Genomic DNA, 24,367 nt, shown 5'->3' on the forward strand with positions numbered 1-24,367 from the left:
TCACCACACCCACCCGAGCAAGACCGTTAGGAGCACCAATGGCCGACTACATCGTCGCCATCGACCAGGGCACGACCTCCACCCGAGCGATCGTCTTCGACCACTCCGGCTCGATCGTGTCCGTCGGACAGAAGGAGCACGAGCAGATCTTCCCGCGTGCCGGGTGGGTCGAGCACGACCCGTCGGAGATCTGGGACAACACCCGTGAGGTCATCGGCCAGGCCCTGTCCCGTGCCGACATCACCCGCCACGACGTCGCGGCGGTCGGCATCACCAACCAGCGCGAGACCGCGGTGGTCTGGGACAAGAACACCGGCAAGCCGGTCTACAACGCGATCGTCTGGCAGGACACCCGCACGCAGTCGATCGTCGACAAGCTCGCCGACGGCGACACCGACCGCTACAAGTCGGTCGTCGGTCTGCCGCTGGCGACGTACTTCGCCGGCACCAAGATCGTCTGGATCCTCGAGAACGTCGAGGGTGCGCGCGAGAAGGCCGAGGCGGGCGACCTGCTCTTCGGCACCACCGACACCTGGGTCCTCTGGAACCTGACCGGTGGCGTCGACGGCGGCGTCCACAAGACGGACGTCACGAACGCGTCCCGCACGCTGTTCATGGACCTCGAGACGCTCGAGTGGCGCGACGACATCCTCGCCGACTTCGGCGTGCCGAAGTCGATGCTCCCCGAGATCGTCAGCTCCTCCGAGGTCTACGGCCACGTCGAGTCCTCGAACCTCCTCCGCGAGGTCCCGATCGCCGGCATCCTCGGCGACCAGCAGGCCGCGACGTTCGGCCAGGCGGCCTTCGACCAGGGCGAGTCGAAGAACACCTACGGCACGGGCAACTTCCTCATCTTCAACACGGGCACGGAGATCGTCCGCTCGGAGAACGGGCTGCTCACGACCGTCGGCTACAAGCTCGGCGACCAGGAGACGCACTACGCGCTCGAGGGGTCGATCGCCGTCACGGGCTCGCTGATCCAGTGGCTCCGCGACAACCTCGGCCTGATCGGCAGCGCCCCGGAGGTCGAGGCCCTCGCCAAGACCGTCGAGGACAACGGCGGCGTGTACTTCGTCCCGGCGTTCTCGGGGCTCTTCGCGCCGTACTGGCGTCCGGATGCCCGCGGTGCCATCGTCGGCCTCACCCGCTACGTCAACAAGGGCCACATCGCCCGCGCCGCCCTCGAGGCGACGGCGCTGCAGACCCGCGAGGTCCTCGACGCCGTCAACGCGGACTCCGGTGTGGACCTCACCGAGCTCAAGGTCGACGGCGGCATGACCGCCAACGACGCGCTCATGCAGTTCCAGGCGGACATCCTGAACGTGCCGGTCGTCCGTCCGGTCGTCGCGGAGACGACGGCGCTCGGCGCGGCCTACGCGGCCGGGCTCGCGGTCGGGTTCTGGGCGAACCTCGACGAGCTCCGTGCCAACTGGCAGGAGGACAAGCGCTGGGAGCCGCAGCTCGACGAAGCCGAGCGCGAGCGCACCCTGCGCCTCTGGAAGAAGGCCGTCACGAAGACGTTCGACTGGGTCGACGAGGACGTCCAGTAGTCCTGTCCTGAGGTGACTGCCTGGAGGCGCGGTGCCGGTCCCACGGACCGGCACCGCGCCTCCGCTGTGTTGCGTCTGCGCTCACGCGACGGGGGTCGCGCCCACCCAGTCGGCCAGCTTGCGCGCGGCGGCGCCCGAGTCGATCGCGTCGGCCGCGACGACCAGCTGCTCGCGGAAGCGCTGCAGGATCGGGCGGTCGACCTCGGCCGGGTCCTCCGCCAGGCGGAAGGACACCAGGCCGGCGGCGGCGTTGAGCAGGACGATGTCGCGGACGGGGCCGGTCTCCCCCGCGAGGACGCGGTGCACCACGGCGGCGTTGTGCTCCGGGTCGCCGCCGAGCAGGTCCTCGATCCGGGCCCGGGCGATCCCGAGGTCGCGCGGGTCGAGGTCGTGCTCGGTGACGCGGCCGCCGGTGACCTCCCAGATGTGGCTGTGCCCGGTCGTCGTCAGCTCGTCGAGGCCGTCGTCGCCGCGGAACACGAGCGCGGTCGCCCCGCGGGTCTGGAACACGCCCGTGATGATCGGGACGAGCTCGAGCTGCGCCACGCCCACGGCGTTCGCCTCGCACCGTGCGGGGTTGACGAGCGGACCGAGGAAGTTGAACACCGTCGGGACGCCGATCTCGCGGCGGACGGGTCCGGCGTGCGCGAACCCGGGGTGGAAGGCGCTCGCGAACGCGAAGGTCAGTCCGACACGCCGGAACGTGTCCGCGACACGCGCGGCGTCCATCGTCAGGTCGAGCCCGAGTGCGGCGAGGACGTCGCTCGACCCGGACTTCGAGGAGCTCGCCTTGTTGCCGTGCTTCACGACGGGGACACCCGCGGCGGCGATCACGATCGCGCTCATCGTCGAGACGTTCACCGTGCCGACGACGTCGCCGCCGGTGCCCACGATGTCCAGTGCCATCGGGTCGACGTCGAGCTGGACGGCCGCGTCGAGGATCGCGTCGCGGAAACCGACGACCTCGTCGACGGTCTCGCCCTTGGCGCGGAGGGCCACGACGAAGGCGGCGATCTGCGCCGGGGTGGCCCGACCTGCCACGATCTCCTGCATGGCCCATGTGGACTGGCTGATCGTCAGGTCTTCGCGCGCCATGAGCGCGCTGATCACGGCAGGCCAGGTGAGAGCGTCGAGCATGCTCTGATCGTAGTGAATTCGAGAGACCCGCCAGTTGGCTGCGAAAACACTGTCCGTGGTTTCGGCCATAATGGAGTCTGTGACTAGCACCCCTCTCTCCAGATCCGCCAGCGGTCCGGTCCTGAACAGGCCGAACGCCGTTGCCGTGGGGACGATCGTGTGGCTGGGCAGCGAGGTCATGTTCTTCGCCGGCCTGTTCGCGATCTACTTCACGTTGCGCAGCACCTCGCCCGAACTCTGGGCGACCGAGACCGCCAAGCTCGAGGTGCCCTTCGCCTCGGTGAACACGATCATCCTGGTGCTGTCCAGCTTCGCCTGCCAGTTCGCGGTCTTCGCGGCCGAGCGCTTCCAGGTGCACCGGACGAGCTGGAACCCCAAGGACTGGGGCATGACGGAGTGGTTCTTCGTCACGTACTGCATGGGCGCGATCTTCGTCTGCGGCCAGATCTTCGAGTACGCGAACCTCTGGCACGAGGGCGTGACGCTCTCCTCCAGCGCCTACGGTTCGGCCTTCTACATGACCACCGGGTTCCACGGTCTGCACGTCACGGGTGGCCTCATCGCCTTCCTGCTGACGCTCGGCCGCGGGTTCGCCGCCAAGAACTTCGGTCACAAGGAAGCGACCACCGCGATCGTCGTGTCGTACTACTGGCACTTCGTCGACGTCGTCTGGATCGGCCTCTTCGCCGTCATCTACCTTCTCAAGTAGGAACTGGATAGCCCCCACCGCATGTTCAACAGAACCAAGTCCAAGAAGGGCCGCCGTTCCCCGATGGCGACCGTGTCGCTCATCGTCGTCGGTCTCATGACCACCGGCGGTGCGTACGCGCTGTTCAGCTCCACGGCGAACGCCGACGACAGCACGAGCACCGTGGCGGCCTCGAGCCAGTCGAAGGTGAACGAGGGCCAGAAGCTCTTCGCCTCGAACTGCGCCACCTGCCACGGCCTCTCCGCGCAGGGCACCAGCGAGGGTCCGTCCCTCATCGGTGTCGGTGCCGCGTCGGTCGACTTCCAGGTCGGCACCGGCCGCATGCCGATGGCCGCCCAGGGCCCCCAGGCCGAAGAGAAGCCCGCGCAGTTCACGGACGAGCAGATCGACGCACTCGCCGAGTACGTCGCCTCGCTCGGCCCCGGCCCGGCGGTCCCCTCCGAGAGCCTCACCAACGGCGAGGACGGCGACGCCGCCGAAGGTGCGGAGCTCTTCCGCATCAACTGCGCCATGTGCCACAACGTGGCCGGCGCCGGCGGTGCCCTGACCGAGGGCAAGTACGCGCCGAACCTGCAGTCGGTGTCCGGCAAGCACATCTACGAGGCCATGGTCACTGGCCCGCAGAACATGCCGGTGTTCAACGACCTGAACCTCACCCCCGAGCAGAAGGCCGACATCATCACGTACCTCAAGTACGTGCAGGACAACAAGTCGCCCGGCGGGTTCGCACTCGGCTCCCTCGGCCCGGTGGCAGAGGGTCTGTTCATCTGGATCTTCGGACTCGGCGCGGTCGTCGCGATGACCGTCTGGCTGACCGCGAAGTCCAACTGATCGTCCGTGTCGAACGACACTGAAGGGAACACCATGGCAGAGCACGACGACGAGGCACTGAACTCGTCCTCGGCTGTCGAGAAGCACGGCACGACCACCACCTCGGCCGGGATCGCGGTCCTGCCGACGGACCCGTTCGAGAACCCGGGCGAGCCGCCGCACCGCGCACGCCGCACCGACGTCGACCCGAAGAAGCAGCGCCTGGCCGAGCGTCAGGTCGCCACGTTCTTCTACCTGTCGATCGTGGGCAGTGTCCTCGCGATCGCGGCCTACGTCGCCTTCCCGATCGACTCCGACGACTTCGGGACCGTCCGGACCGCCAACCTCTGGCTCGGCCTCTCGATCGCCCTCGCCCTCCTCGCGCTGGGCCTCGGCGCCGTGTACTGGTCGAAGTCGCTCGTGGTGGACCGCGAGATCACCGAGCTCCGCCACGGCACCCGCGGCACCGACGCGACCCGCGCCAAGGCGGTCGAGGCGTTCCAGCTCGCCGACAAGGAGTCCGGCTTCAGCCGTCGCAAGCTGATCCGCAACTCGATGATCGGCGCCCTGGCGGCCTTCCCCCTCCCGGGCATCGTCCTCGTGCGCGACCTCGCGCCCGCGGCCGACCCGAACGAACTCCTCCGCCACACCATGTGGGCGAAGGGCACGCGCCTGACGAAGGACCCGACGGGTCTGCCGATCAAGGCGTCCGACGTGACCATCGGTTCGGTGTTCCACGTCATCCCGGACGGCATGCTCGACAAGGAGGACATGCTCGAGGAGAAGGCCAAGGCCTCCGTCCTCCTCATGCGCCTCGACCCCAAGGACCTCAACCCCTCCAAGGGCCACGAGAACTGGGGCTACGACGGCATCGTCGCGTACTCGAAGATCTGCACCCACGTCGGATGCCCGGTCGCCCTGTACGAACAGCAGACGCACCACCTGCTCTGCCCGTGCCACCAGTCGACCTTCGATGTCTCGAACAACTGCGAGGTCATCTTCGGGCCGGCGGCACGCCCCCTCCCCCAACTTCCGATCGCGATCGACGACGACGGCTACCTGGTTGCGCAGAGCGACTTCCACGAGCCCGTCGGCCCGTCCTTCTGGGAGCGTGAACGCTGATGAGCAGCACGACCACCAACGCACCCGCGTCGTCGACCACCAAGCCGGCACCGGAGCGCGGATCCCGCATCATCGGCGGGGTCGCCAACTACATCGACGAGCGCACGAGCATCTCGGGCCTCGTGAAGGAGGTCGGGCGCAAGATCTTCCCCGACCACTGGAGCTTCATGCTCGGCGAGGTGGCGCTGTACAGCTTCGTCGTCGTCCTGCTGTCCGGTACCTTCCTCACGTTCTTCTTCCAGGCGTCCATGGCCGAGGTGGTCTACCACGGCTCGTACGTCCCGCTGAAGGGCATCGAGATGTCGACCGCACTGCAGTCGACGCTCAACATCTCGTTCGACATCCGCGGCGGGCTCTTCGTCCGGCAGATCCACCACTGGGCGGCCCTGCTGTTCGTGGCCTCGATCATGCTGCACATGGCCCGCGTGTTCTTCACCGGTGCCTTCCGCAAGCCGCGTGAGCTCAACTGGGTGTTCGGCTTCATCCTGTGGGTCCTGGCCATGGCCGAGGGCTTCACGGGCTACTCGCTCCCCGACGACCTGCTCTCCGGGAACGGTCTGCGCATCATCGTCGGCATGATCGAGGGTGTGCCGGTCATCGGCGTCTGGATCGCCTACCTGCTCTTCGGTGGCGAGTTCCCGGGTACCGACATCGTCGGCCGCCTCTACACGCTGCACATCCTGCTGCTCCCGGCGATCCTCGTCGCGGTGCTCGGCGTCCACCTCGTGCTGGTCGTCATCAACAAGCACACGCAGTTCGCCGGCCCCGGCAAGACGAACGAGAACGTCGTCGGCGTGCCGATCCTCCCGGCGTTCGCGGCGAAGGCCGGTGGGTTCTTCTTCATCGTCGCGGGCATCCTCGCCCTCATCGCGTCGCTGTTCACGATCAACCCGATCTGGAACTACGGCCCGTACGACCCCTCCCCGGTGTCCGCCGGTACCCAGCCCGACTGGTACATCGGCTTCGCCGACGGCGCGCTCCGTCTGGTGCCGCCGCACTGGGAGGTCGTGTGGTTCGGCTACACGGTGTCGTTCAACATCCTCGTGCCGATCGCGGTGCTGGTGTTCCTCATCCTCGCCATCTTCATCTACCCCTTCATCGAGGGTTGGGTCACCGGCGACAAGCGTGAGCACCACATCCTCGACCGCCCGCGCAACGCCCCGACCCGCACGGCGTTCGGTGCCGCCGGCATCACGCTCTACGCGAGCCTCTGGGCCGCCGCGTCGTCGGACATCATCGCGACCCACTTCTACGTGTCGATCGACCACGTCATCCACGTGATCCAGGCCACGACGGTCCTCGGCCCGTTCGTCGCCTTCTGGATCACGAAGCGCGTGTGCCTCGCCCTGCAGAAGAAGGACCGCGAGATCGTCCTGCACGGGTACGAGTCCGGACGCATCGTGCGACTCCCCCACGGCGAGTACATCGAGGTGCACGAGCAGCTCGACGAGTACGAGCGTTGGAAGCTCCTGCAGTTCAACGAGTACAAGCCGCTCATGATCCGTCCGAACGCCCGAGGCAAGATCTCGAGCCTGCAGAAGGCCCGCGCCAGCATGTCGCGCTTCTTCTTCGAGGACCGGATCACCCCGGTGTCCAAGGCCGAGCTCGAGGCTGCGCACGCCGCGCACCACGGCCCGGACCTCGAAGCCGGACACGAAGCGCCCGCGGTCGAGTCGAAGCACTAGGCACCCCGCGCACCGGAACCCCCGTCACCTCGGTGGCGGGGGTTTCGTCGTGCGTGCGGGAACACGCCGTGCCGCGTTCACGTTCGATTCACCGACACGTGCTGGACTCGTCCAGGACGGTGTGGCACTGTGTTGCACCACGCACCCGACCAACGGAATGAGACCCCGATGGACAGCCGGACGGCCGAACACCCCAGGCCGAACCACTTCCTGCTCCACCTCAGCGACACCCATCTCGTGGCGGGTGACGGCGACCTCTACGGTGACGTCGACTCAGCTGCGCGGCTCGGCCAGATCATCGCCGACATCGAGTCGTCGGGGACGCGTCCCGAGGCCATCGTCGTCACGGGCGACGTCGCCGACAAGGGCGAACCCGGCGCGTACGCCCGCATCCGCGACATCGTCGAGCCGGCCGCGCGGCGGATCGGCGCACAGGTCATCTGGGCGATGGGCAACCACGACGAGCGCGGCGCCTTCCGGCAGGAGCTGTTCGGGCTCCAGCCGACCGATCGTCCGGTCGACTTCGTCTACGACGTCAACGGCCTCCGGGTGATCACCCTCGACACGAGCGTGCCCGGTGCCCACCACGGCGAGGTCTCCCCCGAGCAGCTCGACTGGCTGGCCGAGGTCCTGTCGGAGCAGGCACCGCACGGCACCATCCTGGCGATGCACCACCCGCCGGTGCCGAGCGTGCAGGACCTCGCCGTCCTGGTCGAGCTCCGCGACCAGGACGCCCTGGCCGAGGTGGTCGAGGGCAGTGACGTCATCGCCATCATCGCCGGCCACCTGCACTACTCGACGAGTGCCGTCTTCGCGGGCATCCCCGTGTCGGTCGCGAGCGCCACGTGCTACACCCAGGACCTCACCGAGTACCAGGGCGGTACCCGAGGGCAGGACGGCGCGCAGTCGTTCAACCTCGTGCACGTCTACGGCCACAACGTGGTGCACTCGGTCGTGCCGATCGGGCACTACGCCACGGTCGGCGAGCCGGTGTCGTCCGCCCAGACCGAGGCTCGGCTCGCAGCGGCCGGCGTGACGATCCCGGCGGCGGCGGAACCCGCGCCGGTGACGTCGAGCATCCCGGTGTTCACGCTCGACTCCGTGCCGGTCTCCCCCGTCCACCGGTAGGCCGCCGCACTTCGTGAGCAGGAATGGTCGGGTCCGAACTGTGGACCCGACCATTTCTGCTCACCATGTGCCGGCGCGGGGCCCGCGGGCAGGCTCGCCCGCGCGCCCGGCCTCAGCCCGCGGGGCGCTCCCACGGCGCCGGGAACGGGAAGTACTTCTCGAGGAAGTCCGTCACCCGCTGCGTCCGCTCCTCGTCGCTGACCTCGGGGAAGCTCCCGTCGTTCAGGCAGAAGAAGTCCGCGTTCCGCTTCTTGAGCAGGTCGCCGAGCGCCCGCAGACCGGACTGCATCGTCGTGTCGATGTACCGCACCTCGGCGTTCTCCTGCACGATCGCCCGGCCGGTGAGCAGCGAGTAGTAGTGGTACAGCGAGTTCGTCACCGAGATGTTCTCGGCAGCACGGAACCGTGAGGCCGCGGTGGCCGCGAACTCGTCGGCGAACTCGTGCTCCATCTCGGTCATGATCGAGGCGCGCAGCGGGGTCGGCGCGTGCTCGAGGTGCCGGGTCGTCACCGCGCCGAACCGCTGCTGCAGGAGTCGGCGGTTGACCCGGGCGGAGTTCTCGAACCCGCTGCGTGCCGGGTTGTTCGACCCGAGGCCGATCCGCGTCGTCGCGAGGATGAACTTCGTCACCGAGCCCGGGCTGAAGAACACCGAGGGGTCGACCAGGCGGCCGAAGAACATGTCGTCGTTCGAGTAGATGAAGTGCTCGCTGATGCCCGGGATGTGGTGCAGCTGCGACTCGACGGCCTGCGAGTTGTGCGTCGGCAGGACGGAGGGGTCGGCGAAGAACTCCTCGGAGCGGACGATGCGCACCTTGGGGTGGTCGGCGAGCCAGGCGGGCGCCGGGGAGTCCGTGGCGATGTAGATCTGCCGGATCCACGGCGCGAACGTGTGCACCGACCGGAGCGCGTACTTCAGCTCGTCGATCTGGCGGAAGCGGGCGGGCGCGTCGTCGCCCTCGCCCAGGACCGCACCGGACTGCGCTGCCTGTCGTGCACGCTGGTACTCGATGGCGTTGCCGTCGACCCACGAGAACACGATGTCGATCGGGAACCGGATGTCGGACACGTGGTCGTCGAACATGTGCTCGACCGTGCGCCAGGTGCGGCCGTACCGCTCGATGTCGACGAGCACGAACTCGTCGACGGGCAGGCTGCGGCGCATCAGGGCGTTCTCGACCGGCGCGAGGACCTCGGTGTCGGTGACCCGCCAGAACTCGAGCTGCACGCTCGTCTCGGCGCCGTAGCGCAGGCGTCCGAGCGGCTCGAGGCGCGGCCGGAACACGCGCAGGACGGGCTCGTCGACGGAGCCGAGGCCGTCGTCGATGACGAGCACCGCGGGCTTCCCCGGTGGCTTCGCGTAGAAGGGCTCGTTCGCGGCGGCGGCCATCACGGCGCTCTCCGCCCGCTGCCGGTCGCGCTCGTCGAGGGCGATCACCGGCCGCTGGTCGTTGCCGCGGATGAGCAGGTGGTCGACGTCACCGGCGGTGAGGGCGTCGTCGAGGAACAGGAGGTCCTCGATCATCGACTGCTGCGGCGTCAGGTGCCCGTTGACGAGCGTCAGGCGTCCCTTCCGCACGACGACGTCGGGACGTTCGAGACCGCCGGAGGACGGTCGAGGGTTCAGCAGAGGACTCTCGGTCACCGGCTCGGTCTCGTTGCTCATCCACACCCTTCGGATCAGTGCGCCGGACCCGTTTGCCCGGCGACTCATCCTACCGTCCGCGCGGACGCTCGGTCCGCTCGTCGGTCGCCCGGGCTAGGGCCTGGAGGCGCGGCTCGCCTCCGCCTCGCGCGGCACCTTCACGACGATGCCGACGACGATGAACAGTGCGGCCGCGACGAGCTGCAGTGCCGCCCACACCTCGCCGGGGATCGGCACGACCGCGAGCGGGTTCCAGCAGACGGCGATCGCGGCCATCAGGAGCGCCGCCCACCACGTCCGCCCCCGCACGGCGAAGACGAGGACGATGAGGCTGAGCACGGTGACACCCCAGCGGGCGAACACGAAGCCGGACGAGTCGACGATCGCGACGCAGGCGAGGAGCACGATCGCCGCGATCAGCGACGGGGCGAGGGCGGGCCGGGTGAACGGCGGCAACTCGCGCCCTGCCCCTCGGCCGGACGCCGAGCCAGACCGCGTCGGCTCCGCCCCGCCCACCGGCACGCCGTGCAGCGACGATCCCGCCGGTGGTCGGCCCTTCCGTCCTGCCATCAGGCGGTGGCCCCGTCGAGGTCGATCGCCTGGATGGACCGGGACATCGGCGGGAGCTCGCGCACCCGTTCGAGCGCGGGCACGAGCTCGGCGACGTAGGCCCGGTAGCCGTCCTCGGTGAGGTGCAACCCGTCGTCGGTGAACCGGTCGTCGAGGTGGTCGCCGTCGGCGAGGGCCGGCCACGCGTCGAGGTACTGGGCGTGGCAGGTGGCGACGAACTGGCGGAGGTGCCGGTTCGCCTCCTCGATCTTGGCCGTGTACTCCGCCTGCCGCGGCAGGATCGACACGAGGAGCAGCCGGACACCCGGGAGCTCGCGGCGGAGGGTCACGAGCACGGACTCGACCCCGCGGACGACGTGCTCGACGCTCTTGCGGTGGTTGCCGAAGTCGTTCGTGCCGATGAGCAGGACGATGACCTCGGGCTGCTCGGCCACGACGGCGTCCAGGCGTGCGAGGACCCCGTCGGTCGTGTCACCGCCGATGCCCTGGTTGACGGTCCGCTCGTCGGGCAGCCAGGCGTCCCACGACCCCTGCTCGGTGATGCTGTCGCCCAGGAACAGGACGCTCGTGCGTTCCTCGGTCATGCTGCCTCCTCGTGTGCGGGTTCCGGGTTCCCATTCTGCTGGGTCCAGTTCCGCCCCGTCGACTCGGTGTGCTCGGACTCCCGCTCGGCGGCCGCCGTGATGCGCTCGACCATCCCGGGGAAGATCACGCCGTGGAACGGCAGGATCGAGTACCAGTACAGGCGGCCGGCGAGCCCCTGCGGGAAGTAGATCGCCCGCTGCCGGTAGTCGCTGCCGCCGTCGTCCGCGGGGGTCACGGTCATCTCGAGCCAGGCGCGGCCCGGGGACTTGAACTCGGCGCGCAGTCGCAGGTAGCGCCCGCGCTCGAGTCGCTCCACGCGCCACCAGTCGAGGGCGTCGCCCTGTTCGAGGCGCTTCTGGTCGCGGCGACCGCGGTTCAGGCCGACTCCCCCGGCGAGCTTGTCCATCCACCCGCGGGCCACCCAGGCGAGCGGGAACGAGTACCACCCGTTCTCGCCGCCGATCGACTCGACGACCCGCCAGACGTCGTCCGCAGATGCGGCCGAGTGGCGCTTGCGGTCGTCGACGTAGACGGTGTGGCCGGCCCAGTCCGGGTCGCTCGGCAGCGGGTCCGCGGGTGTGGCCGCGAGCGTCGCGTTCCGCCAACTGGTCTCGACCTCGCCGGTGCGCATGCGGCTCAGGGCGAGACGGACCGCGCGGCGGTACCCGGTCAGCCCGCCCTCCGGCCGCGGCACCACGTCGTCGATGTCGTGCTCGCGCTGGACGCACTCGAACTGGAGCGACTCGATGATCGGCTTGGCGAGCTTCCGCGGGATCGGCGTCACGATGTTGAACCAGTGCGCCGCGAGCCCCGGGGTGAGGACGGGCAGCGGCGAGATCGGGCGCTGCGGGAGCTTCGCCTCCACCGCGTACCCGTTGAGCATCTGCCCGTAGCGGAGGACGTCCGGGCCGCCGATGTCGAACGTGCGGTTCACGTCGGCGGGGATGTCGAGCGCCTTGACGAGGTAGTAGAGGACGTCACGGACGGCGATCGGCTGGATGCGGTTCCGGACCCACCGCGGCGCGGGCATCCACGGCAGCACGTCGGTGACGTGGCGGATCATCTCGAACGAGGTGCTCCCGGACCCGATCACCACGCCGGCCTGGTACGCGATCGTCGGGACGCCGGAGTGGAGCAGGACGTCCCCGACCTCCTTGCGGCTGCGGAGGTGCTTCGAGAGCTCGCCGTCGGGGTGCAGGCCGCCGAGGTACACGAACCGCCGCACGCCGGCGGCCGAGGCCTCGCGCGCCATGGTCTCGGCAGCGTCCCGCTCGGCCCGCTCGAAGTCGCCGTCCGCCCCCATCGCGTGGGCGAGGTAGTAGACGGCCTCGATGTCGGCGACGGCCCGGCGCACGGCGTCGGCGTCCTGCAGGTCGCCGGCGGTGATCTCGACGTCGTCGTGCCAGGGGACGTCCTGCAGCTTCCGGGGCGTGCGGACGAAGACGCGGACGGTGTGACCGGCTTCGAGGAGACGTGGGACGAGACGACCGCCGATGTAGCCGGTGGCCCCGGTGACGAGGACGCGCATGCGGGGCACGGTACGCGGCTCGGCTCCGGGTAGGCTTGCCGGGTGGACAAAGCAGCGTTCTCCGTCACCGCCGATGCCGTCCGTGGTCTCATCGACCACGCGATCCTCAAGCCCGAACTCACGCGTTCGGACGTCGACGCCCAGCTCGACGAGGCCGCCGCGTACCGCGTGTTCAGCGTGTGCGTCCGCCCGAGCGACGTCGCGCACGCCGTCGAGCGCCTGACCGGCACCGGCGTCGGCGTCGGCACGGTCATCGGCTTCCCGCACGGCACCACCTCCACCGCGGCCAAGGTCGCCGAGTCGCTGCAGGCCCTCGCCGACGGTGCGTTCGAGCTCGACATGGTGCAGAACATCGGCGCCGCGAAGTCCGGCGACTGGGAGCGCGTCGAGGCCGACGTCCGCGCCGTGGTCGACGCCGCGGGCAGCACCGTCGTCAAGGTCATCCTCGAGACCGCCTTCCTCACCGACGACGAGATCGTCGCCGCATCGCGTGCCGCACGGTCCGCCGGTGCCGCCTTCGTGAAGACCTCCACCGGGTTCGCCGGCGGCGGCGCCACCGCGGAGCACATCGCCCTCATGCGCGCCACGGTCGGCCCCGACACCGGCGTGAAGGCCTCCGGCGGCGTCCGCGGGCTCGACACGCTGCTCGAGATGGTCGAAGCCGGTGCGGACCGCATCGGCACGAGCGCCTCGGCACGCATCCTCGACGAGGTCGCGCACCGCGCCGAGACCGGCACCGCGTCGGCCGTCGGCGACGACACCACGTCCTACTGACGGTCCGGGGCGCGAGCCCCCGCGACCTCCAGCACCACCCGACCCACCACCAGGGGCCGGCGCCCACCGGACGCGACGACGCGTGCGGGACCGGCACCGCGCCTCCAGACCGCCGCATCGGAGCGCGCATGTCCACGACCCAGTCCACCCCCCTCGCCCTCGCCGTCGACCTCGGCGGCACGAAGGTCGAGGCGGCCCTCGTCACCGACGCCGGCGTCGTCCTCCCCGCCACGCGGTTCCGCAGCCCGACCGGCCCCGGCCGGACGTCCGACGAGCTGCAGGCCGCGGTCGACGAGGTCGTGACGGCCGCCCTCGCCGCGCTGCCGACGGACGCCACGCTCGTCGGTGTCGGCATCGGCTCGGCCGGTCCGGTCGACGAGGAGCACGGACTCGTCTCCCCGCTCAACATGCCGGTCTGGCGCGGGTACCCGCTCCGGGACCGCGTCGCCGCGCACGTCCCCGCCGGCGTCCCGGTGACGCTCCGCATGGACGGCCTGGCGATCACGCTCGCCGAGCACTGGGTCGGCGCGGCGCAGGGCTCCGACCACGTGATGGGCATGATCGTGTCGACCGGCGTCGGCGGCGGCCTGATCCTGCACGGCCGGACCGTCAGCGGCCCGACGGGCAACGCCGGGCACATCGGCCACGTCGAGTGCGGCGGCTTCGACGACCGCTGCGCGTGCGGCGGCACCGGATGCCTCGAGGCGATCGCCAGCGGCCCGAAGACCGTCGCGTGGGCGCAGCGGCAGGGGTTCACGGGCAGCACCGGCGAGGAGCTCTCCGCGGCCTACGCGGCGGGCGACGAGATCGCCGTCGCGGCCGTCAAGCGCAGCGGTCGCGCCCTCGGGCAGGCCATCGCGGCGGCCACGAGCCTCGTCGACCTCGAGGTCGTGGCCATCGGCGGCGGGTTCTCGCACGTCACGCCCGACCTCTTCGAGTACGCGCGCGAGGCGGTGGCGGAGCGCGTCGAGTTCGGCTTCGTGACCAAGGTGCGGATCGTCCCGACGGGGCTGTCGCAGGACGGTCCCCTGATCGGCGCCGCGGCGCTCGTGCACCGGGCCGACGTGCTGCGCTGACGACGTCGGCTCTCGACGGCACGTGCTGACGGACGGGAGGCGCGGTGCGGGGCGGACCCGCGCCTCCTGGCCCACAGGTGGTCACGTCCCGGCCGCACGTCCGTCGCTCTCCACAGGGCGCGTCGACGCGCCGTGCGCGTCGGGCAGGATGTCCGGGTGTCCCGAACCCGGCTGCTGACGAGCGACGACTGGCCCGAGGCCGAGCTGCGCGCAGCGGTCCTCGCCGGCGAGCTCGTGGCCGTCGGGGCGTGCTGGGCCTCCCCCGCCGAACCGCAGACCCCGGCGCTCCGGGCGGCAGCCGCGGCGTGGGTGCTCCGGGACGCGCGCCTCATCGCGAGCACCCGGACGGCCGCGTGGGTCTGGGGTGCCGTCTCGCGTGCACCGACCCCGCTCGAGGCCTGTGTCCCGCTCCGGGTCCGCGTGCACGTCGACGGCGCGCTGCGCGTCCGCGAGGTCGTGATCACGGACGAGGACGTCCTCGTGCTCGGTGGCCTCCGCGTCACCACACCGCTGCGCACGGTCGTGGACCTGCTGCGCAGCCCCGGGGACCGGCCCGGTGGGTTCGACCCGTCGGACGCCGCGGCGGTGGTCGGGCTCCTGACGATCGGTGCGGTGTCGGTCGACGCGGTCGCCGGGTCCCTCGCGACGCTCGGGACGATCCCGATGGTCCGGCAGGCGGAGCGGCGGTTGCGGGCTGTGCTCGACGCTGCCGGGGACTCGGTCAGCCCGCGCTGAACCGGTCTGGTCGACCGGGTCTCGGGTCAGCCCGCGCTGACCCGGTAGACGTCGTAGACCGCGTCGATCCGTCGCACCGCGTTGAGCACACGGTCGAGGTGGGTCGTGTCGCCCATCTCGAACACGAAGCGGCTCAGCGCGAGCCGGTCGGAGGACGTCGAGACCGTCGCGGACAGGATGTTCACGTGGTGGTCCGTCAGCACCCGCGTCACGTCGCTGAGGAGCCCCGACCGATCGAGCGCCTCGATCTGGATCTGCACGAGGAACACCGACTTCGAGGACGGCGCCCACTCGACCTCGATCATCCGGTCGGGCTCGTTCATGAGCGACTTCACGTTCGTGCACGAGGCCTGGTGCACCGAGACGCCCTGGCCGCGGGTGATGAACCCGACGATCTGGTCGCCCGGGACCGGCGTGCAGCACTTCGCGAGCTTGACGAGGATGTCCGGCGCGCCACGCACGAGGACGCCGCTGTCGCTGTTGCGCAGCTGCCGGCTCGTGACCTGGCGGGGGAAGCTGAGCTCCGGCTCTTCCGTCTCGGTCTCGGTCTGGACGTTCCCGAGGACCTTCTCGATCACCGACTGCGTGGAGACGTGCCCCTCGCCGACGGCCGCGTACAGCGCGGAGATGTCGTCGTAGCGCATCGACGACGCGACCTCGGAGATCGAGTCCTGGCTCATGATGCGCTGGAGCGGCAGGTTCTGCTTCCGCATGGCCCGCGCGATCGCGTCGCGGCCCTGCTCGATCGCCTCTTCGCGGCGCTCCTTGGTGAACCACTGCTTGATCTTGTTCCGGGCGCGTGGGCTCCGGACGAAGGTGAGCCAGTCCTGGCTGGGGCCGGAGTCGGGGTTCTTCGAGGTGAAGATCTCGACGACGTCGCCGCTCGACAGGGCGCTCTCGAGGGGCACGAGACGCCCGTTGACCTTGGCGCCCATCGTGCGGTGGCCGATCTCGGTGTGCACGGCGTACGCGAAGTCGACCGGGGTCGCACCGGACGGCAGCCCGATGACCTTGCCCTGGGGCGTGAAGACGTAGGTCTCCTTCGCACCGATCTCGTACCGGAGCGAGTCGAGGAACTCACCCGGGTCGCTCGTCTCGGCCTGCCAGTCGGTGATGTGCGCCAGCCACGCCATGTCCTGGTCGGTGGCCGACGAGGAGTCGACGTCGCGGCCGGCCGCGCGCTGCTTGTACTTCCAGTGGGCGGCGACACCGAACTCGGCCCGCTGGTGCATCTCGTGCGTGCGGATCTGGATCTCGACCGCACGGCCCTGCGGCCCCAGGACGGTGGTGTGCAGCGACTGGTACAGGTTGAACTTCGGCGTCGCGATGTAGTCCTTGAACCGACCCGGCAGCGGCGTCCACCGCGCGTGCACGGAACCGAGCATCGCGTAGCAGTCGCGCACGGTCGGGACGAGCACGCGGATGCCGACCAGGTCGTAGATCTCGTCGAACTCGCGCCCACGGACGATCATCTTCTGGTAGATCGAGTAGTACTGCTTCGGGCGGCCCATGACCTCGCCGCGGACCTTGGCGGCCTTGAGGTCCTTCTTGAGCGTGCCGATGACGTTCTGGACGAACTGCTCGCGCTTCGGCTGGCGTTCCTTCACCAGGCTGTCGATCTCGACGTACAGCTTGGGGTGGAGCACCGCGAACGAGAGGTCCTCGAGCTCCAGCTTGATCATCTGGATGCCGAGCCGGTGCGCGAGCGGCGCGTAGATCTCGAGGGTCTCCTTCGCCTTGCGCGTGGCGGAGGTCGACTCGACGAAGCCCCACGTGCGGGCGTTGTGCAGCCGGTCGGCGAGCTTGATGACCAGGACACGGATGTCCTTCGACATCGCGATGACCATCTTGCGGACGGTCTCGGCCTGGGCGCTGTCGCCGTACTTGACCTTGTCGAGCTTCGTGACGCCGTCGACGAGCATGGCGATCTCGTCGCCGAAGTCCTCGCGCAGCTGGTCGAGCTGGTAGTCGGTGTCCTCGACGGTGTCGTGCAGGAGCGCCGCGGCGATGGTGATCGGCCCGATCCCGAGGTCGGCGAGGATCTGCGCCACCGCGACCGGATGCGTGATGTACGGCTCGCCCGACTTGCGCTTCTGCCCGTCGTGCGCGCGTTCCGCGACCGAGTAGGCGCGCTCGATGAGCGTCACGTCGGCCTTGGGGTGATGCGACCGGACGGTACGGATCAGGGTGTCGACGGCACCGGCGGGCTGGGCGCGCGAGAACAGCCGCGGCAGCAGCGACCGGAGCGAACCGAGGTTGCCGGTCGTGTTCGGCCCGAGCGGACTCGTCGGCCGGGGTGCGGAGCCGGGGCGGCTCGCGGAGCCGGTGTCCTGCCCTGCCCGCGGCGCAGAGGCGTCCTGCGGCGTGGACTCACGCGTGTCCGTCATGCTGCGCCTCCCGGGATGCCCGTCCGAGCTCGATCCGACAAGACTACGCGTGTCCGGTCAGTGCTCGTGACGCGGTTCGCCCTGGGCGTCGCGCACCACGGGGGCGCCCGACTGCTCCCACGCGACCATGCCGCCGACGAGGTTCACCGCGGGGACACCGGACTGCTCGAGCGCCGCCACGACCCGTGCGGAGCGTCCGCCCGAGTGGCAGACGATGATCGCGGGCTCGTCGCCGCCGTCGATCTCCTTCCACCGGGCGACCAACTCGGACATCGGCACGAGGGTCGCCTCGGGAGCGTGGACCTCGTCCCACTCCCCCTGCTCGCGCACGTCGAACAGGCGCGCGCCGGCGTCGATCCGCCGACGGGCCTCGGCGACGTCGATGTCGACGATCTCCGCGGGCATCAGACGCCCGCCGTCGCGTCGACCTCGCGCTGACGCTTGGCGGCAGCGGCCTGCTTCTTGGCGTCGGCCTGCTTGATCTTCGGCTCGTTCTCACGCAGGTGCGCGTACATCGGCGACGCGATGAAGATCGTCGAGTAGGTGCCGACGATGATGCCGATGAACAGCGCGAGCGAGATGTCGCGGAGCGTTCCGGCGCCCAGGATGTACGACCCGATGAAGAGGATCGCGCCGACCGGCAGCAGTGCGACGACCGAGGTGTTGATCGACCGCACGAGCGTCTGGTTGACCGCGAGGTTCACCGACTGCACGAAGGTGCGGTGGGACTCCTGGCTCGTGTTCTCGCGGACCTTGTCGAACACCACGACGGTGTCGTACAGCGAGTAGCCGAGGATGGTCAGGAAGCCGATCACCGCCGCGGGCGTGACCTCGAGCCCGACGATGCCGTACACGCCCGCCGTGATGAGGAGGTCGTGGAGGAGCGCCACCATCGCGGACACCGACATCTTCCAGGTGCGGAAGTACAGCGCCATGAACACCGCCGCGAGGGCGAGGAAGATCACGAGGCCGCGGATCGCCTGGTTGAGCACGTCGGCACCCCAGGTCGCACCGATGAAGGTCGCGGCGACCTGGCTGTCCGGGACGTCGTAGGCCTTCGCCAGGGCGTCCTGGACCTCGGAGGTCTCACGGTCGGTGAGCTGGCCGGTCTGCACGCGGATGCCGTGCGTCCCGAGCTGCGAGACACGCGGGACGCCGTCGGGGACGATCGACTCGACGGTCTCGGTGGCGAGGTTCTGGTCGAGCGTCTTCACGTCGGAGAGCGTGAACTCGGACCCGCCGGTGAACTCGATGCCGAGCTGGTACCCGCCACGCAGCCACGGGACCGCCAGCGAGACCACGATCGCGATGATCGCGATGACGTACCAGGTCTTGCGTCGGCCGACGATGTCGTACGAGCGCTTCCCCGTGTAGAGGTCGCTGCCGAACTGGCTGAAGCTGGCCATCAGTCGTCCTTCCCGTCCGGCGTCGTGCCGTTCTCGCCGGAGGCCTGCGCGGCCTTCCGCTCTGCGATCGTCTGTCGACGCTGCGCCTCACCGGCGCTGCGCTGACGCCTGCCGTCGACGACCGGCGCGCGGAACTGCGCGCGACCGCGGTAGACGGCCCCGAGGGCCGCGGGATCGAGCCCGCTGAACCGGTGTCCCTCGCCGAAGAAGCGGCTGCGGGCGATGAGCTGCATCATCGGGTGCGTGAACATCACGACCACGACGACGTCGATCAGGGTGGTGAGGAGCAGCGTGAACGCGAAGCCCTTCACGTCGCTCACCGCGAGGATGTAGAGCACCACGGCGGCGAGGAAGTTGATCGAGTCGGACGCCAGGATCGTGCGCAGTGCACGCTTCCACCCGGACTCGACGGCACTCTCGAGGCCCCGGCCGTCACGGAGTTCGTCCCTGATGCGTTCGAAGTACACGATGAACGAGTCCGCCGTGATGCCGATCGCGACGATCAGACCCGCCACACCCGCCAACGACAGGCGGTAGTCGACGCGCCAGGACATGATCGCGATCACGAGGTACGTCAGCGCCGCGGCCACACCGAGCGAGAGGACCGTGACGAACGCGAGCGCCCGGTACTGGATGACCGAGTAGATGATGACCAGGATCAGACCGATCAGGCCCGCCACGAGGCCACCGACGAGCTGCGCGGTACCGAGGGTCGCGGAGATGTTCTCGTTCGACTGGACCTGGAAGTTGATCGGCAGCGCGCCGTACTTCAACTGGTCGGCGAGGGTCTTCGCGGAGTCGGCCGTGAACGAGCCGGTGATCTGCGCCTTGCCGTTCGTGATGGCCGCGTTCGACGCCGGGGCCGTGATGACGGAGCCGTCGAGGACGATCGCGAACTGGTTCTGCGGCGGCTGCAGCTTCACGAGCCGGCTGGTGACGTCACGGAAGTCGTCCGAGCTCTTGCCCTTGAACGTCAGGTTGACGGCCCACTGGCCCGTCGACGTGCCCTGCGAGTCGGTCGCGAGGCCGGAGGTGGCGTTGCTGATGCCCGAGCCGGACACCTCGACCGGGCCGAGGATGTACTTCGCGGCACCGTCCTGGTCACAGGTGACGAGGGGCTCGTCGTCCGGCGCCGTCGTGACGTCGTCCGGAGCGTTGCAGTTGTAGTTCGTGTACAGGTCCTGCAGCGCCGGCGTGACCCAGTTCAGGTCGCTGCCGTTGGTCGGCTTGGCGCTCGGCGTCGCGGCGAGCGATGCCGGCGGGGAGTACGGCGTCGCGGAGGCCGACGAGGATCCGCTGCCGCCCACCGCGGTGTTGGTCGCCGCCTCGGTGTAGAGGACCGGGCGGAACGTGAGCTTCGCCGCCGCCTCGATGCGGTCGATCGTCGCCTTGTCCGGCTTGCCCGGGATGGAGACGACGATGTTGTTCGTCCCCTGGGTGTTGATCTGCGATTCCGAGACACCGGTCGCGTTGATGCGCTGCCGGATGATGTTCACGGCCTGGTTGAGCTGCTGGCTCGTCACCGAGCCGCCCTCGGTGTTCTGCGCCGCGAGCGTCAGCTGCGTGCCGCCCTGGAGGTCGAGGGCGAGTTCCGGGACCCAGCTGGCCCCTTCGAACCACTTGCCGCTGTCGTCCTTGGTGTTCCCGGCGAGGACCGACGCGGCGGTGTTCAACCCCGCGAGGACCGCCATGAGGATCACCAACCAGGTCAGCGAGCGGATCGCCTTCTTGACGGGTGTCGATCGTGCCACCGGTCGTCTCGTCTTTCTGTCAGGACCGACGGCGGTTGACCGGCGGCAGGTGTCGCCGCCGGGTCGGTGGACCCGGCGGCCGAGGAGTCAGTCTTCGGTCTTGCGCTTCGCCGCGTCGGTGTCGGCGTCCGTGGACTCGACACGCTCGCCGTAGATCGGCTCCCCGTTGAGCTCGGCGACGGGCTTCGGCGCTGCCGGCTCATCCTCGGGCGTGGCCGTGGTGGTGATGTCCGACGCGGTGTCGTCGACGACACGCGACAGGGTCTGGCGGTGGACGGTGACGACCGTTCCGGGCGCGATCTCGACGTCGGCCGTGACCTTCTCGTCGTCGACCGACAGGAGCGTGCCGTACAGACCGAAGGACAGCATGACCTTCGCGCCCGGCACCATCTTGGTGGCGAGCTCGCCCTGCTGCTTCTTGCGCTTCCGGCTGTTGTAGAACATGAAGGCCGCGAACGCCACGACGATGACGATGAGGATGACTTCTTGACCCATGATGCGTTGCCTTCTCTGGTTGCTCGGTTTCGGGCCGTAGCAGTCTAGGGCACACGTCTGTGCGTGGCATGTCACCGAGACCGCGGACGGGGACGTCAGTCGGCGTCGTCGTCGAACAGTCCGGGCTGTGCGAGGCCGGTCTGCCCGGGTGTCATGTCGAAGTGCCGCCAGGCCTGCGGGGTGGCGATCCGGCCGCGGGGGCTGCGGGTGACGAGGCCGACCCGGACGAGGAACGGTTCGACGACCGACTCGATGGTCTCGGACTCTTCCCCGACGGACACCGCGAGGGTGTTCAGGCCGACGGGACCGCCGTCGAAGCGCATCAGCATCGTCTCGACCACGGCGCGGTCGAGACGGTCGAGGCCGAGTTCGTCGACGTCGTAGAGGTCGAGAGCACCCTGCACGGCGGCCATGCCGTCGGTGGTGCGGTGCACGAGGGCGTAGTCGCGGACACGTCGGAGCAGGCGGTTCGCGATGCGCGGTGTGCCCCGGGAGCGCCCGGCGATCTCGCGCAGGGCGGACCGGTCGATGTCGAGTTCGAGCAGGTGCGCCGCCCGGATGAGGACCTGCTCGAGCTCGTCCTTCTCGTAGAACTCGAGGTGGGCGGTGAACCCGAAGCGGTCGCGCAGCGGGTTCGGCAGGAGGCCGGCACGCGTGGTGGCGCCGACGAGGGTGAACGGCGCGAGGTCGAGCGGGATGCTCGTGGCGCCGGCCCCCTTGCCGACCATCACGTCGATGCGGAAGTCCTCCATCGCGAGGTAGAGCATCTCCTCTGCCGAGCGGGCCATCCGGTGGATCTCGTCGATGAACAGGACCTCGCCGGGGACGAGGGACGACAGCACCGCGGCGAGGTCGCCGGCGTGCTGGATCGCCGGGCCGCTCGACATCCGCAGGGGGCGACCGGACTCGTGCGCGACGATCATCGCGAGGGTCGTCTTGCCGAGTCCGGGAGGGCCGGCCATCAGGATGTGGTCGGGCGTCCGGTCCTGCAGCGCCGCCGCCTTGAGGAGCAGGTCGAGCTGCCCCCGGACCTTCCGCTGCCCGACGAACTCGTCGAGGGACTTCGGGCGGAGGGCCCCCTCGAACGCGAGTTCCTCTTGTGACTCGGCGCCCGCGGCGGTGATCCCGCTCACCGGCCGGCACCGGCGGGACGGAGCGCGCCGAGGGCGGCGCGGAGCAGTGCCTGGGTGCCCATCGAGGCGACGCCCGGCTCGGACGCGATGGTCTCGTCGACCGCACGCTGCGCGGCGTCCTCGCGCCAGCCGAGGCCGACGAGGGCGGCGACGACGTCGGTCGCGGCCGGGTGCGCGGTGCCGCCGCGGGCCGCCACGACGGGGGCCTGCTCGAACGCGGCGAGCTTGCCGGAGAGGGCGACGATGATGAGCTTGGCGGTCTTCGGGCCGATGCCCGAGACCTTGCGGAAGGCGCCGTCGTCGTCGTGTGCGACGGCGTTCGCGACCTGGGCCGGGTCCATGTGGGCGAGGACGCCCATCGCCGACTTCGGGCCGACGCCGGACACGCTGCGGAGGAGGTCGAACACCTGGAGCGCGTCGGTGGACTCGAAGCCGAAGAGGAGGTGCTCGTCCTCGCGCACGATCATCGCGGTCCGGACGAAGACCTCGGACCCGTGGCGCATCGTCAGCGCGTGCGCCGGGGTCACCGTGACCGCGTAGCCCACTCCCCCGACCTCGATCACCACGCCGGAGCCGGCGACGTCGATGCAGGTGCCCCGGAGACTCGCGATCATGCCCCGAGCCTACGGCCGGCCACCGACGATGCCGACGAGCCACGCTGCGAGCGACCGGCGGCAGCGGCCGCGGCGCGTGCCAGCGGCGAGTCGACCGTGCCGCCCTGTGCGTCCCGCCACGCACGCTGTGCCGGGGTGAGGTTCGTGGCGCGCGTGCCGACCGTGTCGGGTGACCCGAGCCTCCAGGCGTGGCACACCGCCAGGGCGAGCGCGTCCGCGGCGTCGGCGGGCTTGGGGGCCTCGTCGAGGCCGAGCACGCGCGCGATCATCGTCTGCACCTGGCGCTTGTCCGCGTTGCCGTACCCGGTCACGGCGGCCTTCACCTCGGACGGGGTGTGCAGCCCGACCGGCAGCCCCCGTGCCGCCGCGGCGTGCAGGGCGAGGCCGGCGGCCTGCGCCGTGCCCATGACCGTCCGGACGTTCGCCTGCGCGAACACCCGCTCGACCGCGACGGCGTCGGGACGGTGCTCGTCGATCTCGGCGGCGATGCCGTCGGCGATGCGGAGCAGCCGCTGCTCGAGCGCCATGTCCGCCGGGGTGCGCACGACCGTCACGTGGACGAGCCGGGCGCGGCGGTTCGATGCGACCTCGACGATGCCGACGCCGCACCGCGTGAGCCCGGGGTCGACCCCGAGCACGCGCAGCATCGGGCTAGTCCTCGTCCTCGTCGAGCTCGGCCTGGACGTCCGCGGGGATGTCGAAGTTCGAGTAGACGTTCTGCACGTCGTCGCTGTCCTCGAGCGCGTCGATCAGGCGGAACACCTTGCGCGCCGTGTCGGCGTCGACCGGCACCTTGAGGCCGGGGACGAACTCGGCGTCGGCGGAGTCGTAGTCGATCCCGGCGTCCTGCAGCGCGGTGCGGGCCGCGACGAGGTCGGTCGCCTCGGTGATGACCTCGAAGCCGCCGCCCTGGTCGATGACGTCCTCGACGCCGGCGTCCAGCACCGCCGTCATGACGGTGTCCTCGTCGAGGCCGTCGGTCTTGGTGACGGAGATGACGCCCTTGCGGGAGAAGTTGTAGGCGACGCTGCCCGGGTCGGCCATCGTCCCGCCGTTCCGCGACATCGCGGTGCGGACCTCGGCAGCGGCACGGTTCTTGTTGTCCGTGAGGCACTCGATGAGCATCGCGACGCCGTTCGGGCCGTAGCCCTCGTACATGATCGTCGTGTACTCGATCGTCTCACCGGTCAGGCCGGCACCGCGCTTGATGGCGCGGTCGATGTTGTCGTTGGGGACCGAGGTCTTCTTGGCCTTCTGCACGGCGTCGACGAGGGTCGGGTTGCCGGAGAGGTCGGCGCCGCCCATCTTGGCGGCGACCTCGATGTTCTTGATGAGCTTCGCGAACGACTTGGCACGTCGCTGGTCGATGACGGCCTTCTTGTGCTTGGTCGTTGCCCACTTGGAATGCCCGGACACGGTGCTCCTTGCGTCTTGCGGAAAGTCCCGTCCAGCTTAGCGGCCTGGAGGGACGGTGCGGCCCCGCCTCGCGGGCGGGCTCGTCGACGCACGTACGATGGGAGCAGCACC

General features: G+C 69.9%; 23 protein-coding genes. 9 read left to right on the forward strand and 14 right to left on the reverse strand.

The window, feature by feature from the left end; all coding sequences use genetic code 11:
- Nucleotides 1-38: 38 nt before the first annotated feature.
- On the forward strand, nucleotides 39-1,550 hold the full coding sequence (glpK, locus tag BM028_RS13575) for a glycerol kinase GlpK (RefSeq protein WP_070418990.1): 1,512 nt from the start codon (nucleotides 39-41) through the stop codon (nucleotides 1,548-1,550).
- Between the two features lie 81 nt (nucleotides 1,551-1,631).
- Here glpK and trpD read toward each other — a convergent pair whose 3' ends face one another.
- The gene (gene trpD / locus BM028_RS13580; RefSeq protein ID WP_092387129.1) at nucleotides 1,632-2,687 is read right to left on the reverse strand and encodes an anthranilate phosphoribosyltransferase; all 1,056 of its coding nucleotides are present in this window, start codon (nucleotides 2,685-2,687) and stop codon (nucleotides 1,632-1,634) included.
- 70 nt (nucleotides 2,688-2,757) lie between these two features.
- Here trpD and ctaE point away from each other — a divergent pair, with 70 nt between their 5' ends.
- The 5 genes from ctaE to BM028_RS13605 all read left to right on the forward strand — a co-directional run bounded on the left by ctaE (nucleotide 2,758) and on the right by BM028_RS13605 (nucleotide 8,141).
- Nucleotides 2,758-3,396: an aa3-type cytochrome oxidase subunit III gene (gene ctaE, locus BM028_RS13585; RefSeq protein ID WP_031260857.1), complete on the forward strand. Its 639-nt coding sequence runs from the start codon at nucleotides 2,758-2,760 to the stop codon at nucleotides 3,394-3,396.
- A 21-nt stretch (nucleotides 3,397-3,417) separates the two neighbouring features.
- Complete coding sequence (gene qcrC / locus BM028_RS13590; protein ID WP_071294687.1) at nucleotides 3,418-4,227, forward strand: cytochrome bc1 complex diheme cytochrome c subunit; 810 nt, start codon at nucleotides 3,418-3,420, stop codon at nucleotides 4,225-4,227.
- Between the two features lie 33 nt (nucleotides 4,228-4,260).
- Nucleotides 4,261-5,328, forward strand: a complete 1,068-nt coding sequence (qcrA, locus tag BM028_RS13595) for a cytochrome bc1 complex Rieske iron-sulfur subunit (RefSeq protein ID WP_070418987.1) — start codon at nucleotides 4,261-4,263, stop codon at nucleotides 5,326-5,328.
- Nucleotides 5,328-7,013, forward strand: coding sequence for a cytochrome bc1 complex cytochrome b subunit (gene qcrB, locus BM028_RS13600; RefSeq protein WP_070418986.1), 1,686 nt, complete (start codon nucleotides 5,328-5,330; stop codon nucleotides 7,011-7,013). Before qcrA ends, qcrB begins: the two co-directional genes overlap by 1 nt.
- Nucleotides 7,014-7,181: 168 nt before the next feature.
- On the forward strand, nucleotides 7,182-8,141 hold the full coding sequence (locus tag BM028_RS13605) for a phosphodiesterase (protein ID WP_071294686.1): 960 nt from the start codon (nucleotides 7,182-7,184) through the stop codon (nucleotides 8,139-8,141).
- Between the two features lie 112 nt (nucleotides 8,142-8,253).
- Here the strand turns inward: BM028_RS13605 and BM028_RS13610 are convergent, their stop codons facing one another.
- From BM028_RS13610 to BM028_RS13625, 4 genes are all read right to left on the reverse strand, one after another.
- Entirely contained in the window at nucleotides 8,254-9,807 is a 1,554-nt protein-coding gene (locus BM028_RS13610; protein WP_071294685.1) for a stealth conserved region 3 domain-containing protein, read from the reverse strand.
- A 93-nt stretch (nucleotides 9,808-9,900) separates the two neighbouring features.
- Complete coding sequence (locus BM028_RS13615) at nucleotides 9,901-10,242, reverse strand: DUF6804 family protein (RefSeq protein WP_071294732.1); 342 nt, start codon at nucleotides 10,240-10,242, stop codon at nucleotides 9,901-9,903.
- A gap of 113 nt (nucleotides 10,243-10,355) precedes the next feature.
- Nucleotides 10,356-10,940 carry a GDSL-type esterase/lipase family protein gene (locus BM028_RS13620; protein ID WP_071294684.1) on the reverse strand — a complete coding sequence of 195 codons (585 nt, stop codon included), beginning with the start codon at nucleotides 10,938-10,940 and terminating at the stop codon, nucleotides 10,356-10,358.
- Nucleotides 10,937-12,469 carry an SDR family oxidoreductase gene (locus tag BM028_RS13625; RefSeq protein WP_070418981.1) on the reverse strand — a complete coding sequence of 511 codons (1,533 nt, stop codon included), beginning with the start codon at nucleotides 12,467-12,469 and terminating at the stop codon, nucleotides 10,937-10,939. Before BM028_RS13625 ends, BM028_RS13620 begins: the two co-directional genes overlap by 4 nt.
- A 42-nt stretch (nucleotides 12,470-12,511) precedes the next feature.
- Here BM028_RS13625 and deoC point away from each other — a divergent pair, with 42 nt between their 5' ends.
- The 3 genes from deoC (at nucleotide 12,512) to BM028_RS13640 (ending at nucleotide 15,054) form a co-directional block, all read left to right on the forward strand.
- The gene (deoC, locus tag BM028_RS13630) at nucleotides 12,512-13,243 is read left to right on the forward strand and encodes a deoxyribose-phosphate aldolase (protein WP_071294682.1); all 732 of its coding nucleotides are present in this window, start codon (nucleotides 12,512-12,514) and stop codon (nucleotides 13,241-13,243) included.
- 128 nt (nucleotides 13,244-13,371) lie between these two features.
- The gene (locus BM028_RS13635; protein WP_092387131.1) at nucleotides 13,372-14,319 is read left to right on the forward strand and encodes an ROK family protein; all 948 of its coding nucleotides are present in this window, start codon (nucleotides 13,372-13,374) and stop codon (nucleotides 14,317-14,319) included.
- Nucleotides 14,320-14,475: 156 nt separating this feature from the next.
- Nucleotides 14,476-15,054, forward strand: coding sequence for a type IV toxin-antitoxin system AbiEi family antitoxin (locus BM028_RS13640; protein ID WP_175496080.1), 579 nt, complete (start codon nucleotides 14,476-14,478; stop codon nucleotides 15,052-15,054).
- Between the two features lie 26 nt (nucleotides 15,055-15,080).
- On the opposite strand, the gene BM028_RS13645 is transcribed toward BM028_RS13640, so the two are convergent.
- The 9 genes from BM028_RS13645 to BM028_RS13685 all read right to left on the reverse strand — a co-directional run bounded on the left by BM028_RS13645 (nucleotide 15,081) and on the right by BM028_RS13685 (nucleotide 24,256).
- Entirely contained in the window at nucleotides 15,081-17,441 is a 2,361-nt protein-coding gene (locus BM028_RS13645) for a RelA/SpoT family protein (protein WP_229085942.1), read from the reverse strand.
- 57 nt (nucleotides 17,442-17,498) lie between these two features.
- Entirely contained in the window at nucleotides 17,499-17,846 is a 348-nt protein-coding gene (locus tag BM028_RS13650) for a rhodanese-like domain-containing protein (protein ID WP_092387135.1), read from the reverse strand.
- Entirely contained in the window at nucleotides 17,846-18,847 is a 1,002-nt protein-coding gene (gene secF / locus BM028_RS13655; protein ID WP_070418977.1) for a protein translocase subunit SecF, read from the reverse strand. The genes BM028_RS13650 and secF overlap by 1 nt, the downstream gene beginning before the upstream one ends.
- Nucleotides 18,847-20,598 carry a protein translocase subunit SecD gene (gene secD, locus BM028_RS13660; protein ID WP_071294679.1) on the reverse strand — a complete coding sequence of 584 codons (1,752 nt, stop codon included), beginning with the start codon at nucleotides 20,596-20,598 and terminating at the stop codon, nucleotides 18,847-18,849. Before secD ends, secF begins: the two co-directional genes overlap by 1 nt.
- An 87-nt stretch (nucleotides 20,599-20,685) precedes the next feature.
- A complete protein-coding gene (locus BM028_RS13665) occupies nucleotides 20,686-21,093 on the reverse strand; it encodes a preprotein translocase subunit YajC (protein WP_070418975.1) in 408 nt (135 codons plus the stop codon).
- A gap of 95 nt (nucleotides 21,094-21,188) precedes the next feature.
- The gene (ruvB, locus tag BM028_RS13670; RefSeq protein WP_092387137.1) at nucleotides 21,189-22,226 is read right to left on the reverse strand and encodes a Holliday junction branch migration DNA helicase RuvB; all 1,038 of its coding nucleotides are present in this window, start codon (nucleotides 22,224-22,226) and stop codon (nucleotides 21,189-21,191) included.
- Entirely contained in the window at nucleotides 22,223-22,840 is a 618-nt protein-coding gene (gene ruvA / locus BM028_RS13675) for a Holliday junction branch migration protein RuvA (protein WP_092387139.1), read from the reverse strand. The genes ruvB and ruvA overlap by 4 nt, the downstream gene beginning before the upstream one ends.
- Nucleotides 22,837-23,484, reverse strand: a complete 648-nt coding sequence (gene ruvC / locus BM028_RS13680) for a crossover junction endodeoxyribonuclease RuvC (protein ID WP_175475696.1) — start codon at nucleotides 23,482-23,484, stop codon at nucleotides 22,837-22,839. Before ruvC ends, ruvA begins: the two co-directional genes overlap by 4 nt.
- Before the next feature lie 7 nt (nucleotides 23,485-23,491).
- Nucleotides 23,492-24,256, reverse strand: a complete 765-nt coding sequence (locus BM028_RS13685) for a YebC/PmpR family DNA-binding transcriptional regulator (protein WP_070418971.1) — start codon at nucleotides 24,254-24,256, stop codon at nucleotides 23,492-23,494.
- Nucleotides 24,257-24,367 lie beyond the last annotated feature (111 nt).

The organism is Curtobacterium sp. YR515 (genome assembly GCF_900113095.1).
In the GTDB taxonomy this organism is placed as follows: domain Bacteria; phylum Actinomycetota; class Actinomycetes; order Actinomycetales; family Microbacteriaceae; genus Curtobacterium.